Origin of the sequence: Cognatilysobacter lacus (assembly GCF_008274655.1) — a bacterium.
GTDB lineage: Bacteria > Pseudomonadota > Gammaproteobacteria > Xanthomonadales > Xanthomonadaceae > Cognatilysobacter > Cognatilysobacter lacus.
On sequence record NZ_VTRV01000254.1, the window covers coordinates 1 to 1,904 of the forward strand.

The following is a 1,904-nucleotide window of genomic DNA, read 5'->3' on the forward strand; positions in this document are numbered from 1 at the left end:
AGCGACGACGCCACCGCCCGCGCGTAACCCGCGTCGATCCTGGCGACCGAATGCGGCACGCGGCGCATCGACGTCAGCGCAGCCTGCATTTGCCGGGCCGCGCCGTCGACGTCGACATGCGGATAGCGCCGCAGTGTTGCACCCGACAGCCTGGAGGCGTCGATCAGCGAGGCGTGGTTGAGGCGGTCCTGCACGCACGCGTCGCCGTCGCGCAGCAGTGCCTGCAGCACGGCGAGGTTCGCCACGAACCCGCTGCCGAACAGCAGGGCGGCGGGCGCCTGCAGCCAGTCGGCCATCTCGCGTTCGAGCGCATCGTGCGCCGCGTAGTGGCCGCAGACGAGCGCGGACGCCGTGCTTCCGACGCCATCCGCGGCGGCGTCGCGCAATGCGGCGATGACCTGCGGGTGCTGCGACAGGCCGAGGTAGTCGTTGCTGCAGAAGTTCAGCAGCTGGCGGCCGTCGACTTCGCAACGCATGCCGTCGCGGCGGGTGACGATGCGGCGCGCGCGACGTCGCGCCGCCGCGTCACGCGCGGCGCGGGATTCGGCGATGCGCTGCGACCACGTCACGTCAGGCCGCGCAGCCGCAACCGGTGCCGCAGCCCATCGATGCCGCCGGTGCGGCGTCGACGATGTCGGCATGCACGGTGTTCGGCGCCTCCACCACCTGCATCGGGCGCAGGCCGAGGCGTGCGAACAGCGCCATGTCGCGCTCGGTGTCGGGGTTGCCGGTGGTGAGCAGCTTCTCGCCATAGAAGATCGAGTTCGCGCCGGCAGCGAAGCACAGCGCCTGGAGCTCGTCGCTCATCGATTCGCGGCCCGCGCTCAAACGCACCATCGAGCGCGGCATCAGGAGGCGCGCGACCGCGATCATGCGCACGAACTCGAACGGGTCGATCTCGTCGCTGCCCGCGAGCGGGGTGCCTTCGACCTTGACCAGCCGGTTGATCGGCACCGAATCGGGATGCGCGGGCAGGTTCGCCAGCGCCTGCAGCAGGCCCGCGCGCTGCGAACGCGTCTCGCCCATGCCGACGATGCCGCCGCAGCAGGTTTTCATGCCCGCATCGCGAACATGCGAAAGCGTGTCGAGGCGGTCCTGGTACTCGCGCGTGTGGATGATCTCGCCGTAGAACTCCGGCGCGGTGTCGAGGTTGTGGTTGTAGTAGTCCAACCCGGCCTCGCGCAGCGACTTCGCCTGCGTGTCGCTGAGCATGCCGAGCGTGGCGCAGGTCTCGAGGCCGAGCGCCTTGACCTCGCGGATCATCGCCGCGACCTTCGGGATGTCTCGGTCGGCGGGTGAACGCCAGGCCGCGCCCATGCAGAAGCGCGAGGCGCCGGCGGCCTTGGCCTGCTTCGCCTTCTCGACGACGGCGTCGGTCGACATCAGCTTGGTCGCATCGACCCCGGTCTGGTAGCGCTGCGCCTGCGGGCAGTAGGCGCAGTCCTCGGGGCAGCCGCCGGTCTTGACCGACAGCAGCGTCGACACCTGCACCTCGGCCGGGTCGAAATGCTGGCGGTGCACGCTCGCGGCGCGATGCAGCAGTTCCGGGAACGGCAGGTCGAACAGGGCGAGGATCTCGGCGCGCGACCAGTCGTGGCGCAGGCCGCCGGTCACGGCGCGCAGTTCACTGACAGCTTCCATGGGAGTTTTCCGACAGGCGCCGCGGGGCGGGCCCGGCAGTCTGGAAAGCATGGATACCGCTGTCAACCTGATCGACCCGCCGCCGGTTGACGGCCTGCGGGCGCGGCTCGCGTTCTGGATGCGCAACGACGCCACACGCCTGCTCTGGCCGACGCGCTGCCTGGCCTGCGACGACCCCGGCCTGGACGGGCTGGACCTGTGCGCCGCGTGCGAGGCGACGCTGCCAGTGCACGACCTGGCCTGCCCGACCTGCGCGCTGCCCG

The 1,904-nt window shown here is 70.9% G+C and carries 3 protein-coding genes; 1 reads left to right on the forward strand and 2 read right to left on the reverse strand.

Features of this window, described 5'->3' with window-relative positions; genetic code table 11:
• Both FW784_RS13840 and bioB read right to left on the reverse strand, forming a co-directional pair.
• The coding region (locus FW784_RS13840; RefSeq protein ID WP_149353907.1) for an aminotransferase class I/II-fold pyridoxal phosphate-dependent enzyme at positions 1 to 641 on the reverse strand (641 nt) is incomplete at its 3' end.
• Positions 571 to 1,641 (reverse strand): biotin synthase BioB, encoded by a 1,071-nt coding sequence (gene bioB, locus FW784_RS13845; RefSeq protein ID WP_425481661.1) that lies wholly within the window; start codon positions 1,639 to 1,641, stop codon positions 571 to 573. The genes FW784_RS13840 and bioB, both read right to left, overlap by 71 nt.
• Positions 1,642 to 1,690: 49 nt before the next feature.
• Here bioB and FW784_RS13850 point away from each other — a divergent pair.
• A partial coding sequence (locus tag FW784_RS13850) for a double zinc ribbon domain-containing protein (protein ID WP_328592735.1) occupies positions 1,691 to 1,904 on the forward strand: 214 nt, incomplete at its 3' end.

What these genes read in the sequence shown, in the direction of transcription:
- bioB (WP_425481661.1), bottom strand. Translation starts at nt 1,641, where the DNA reads ATGGAAGCTGTCAGTGAACTGCGCGCCGTGACCGGCGGCCTGCGCCAC.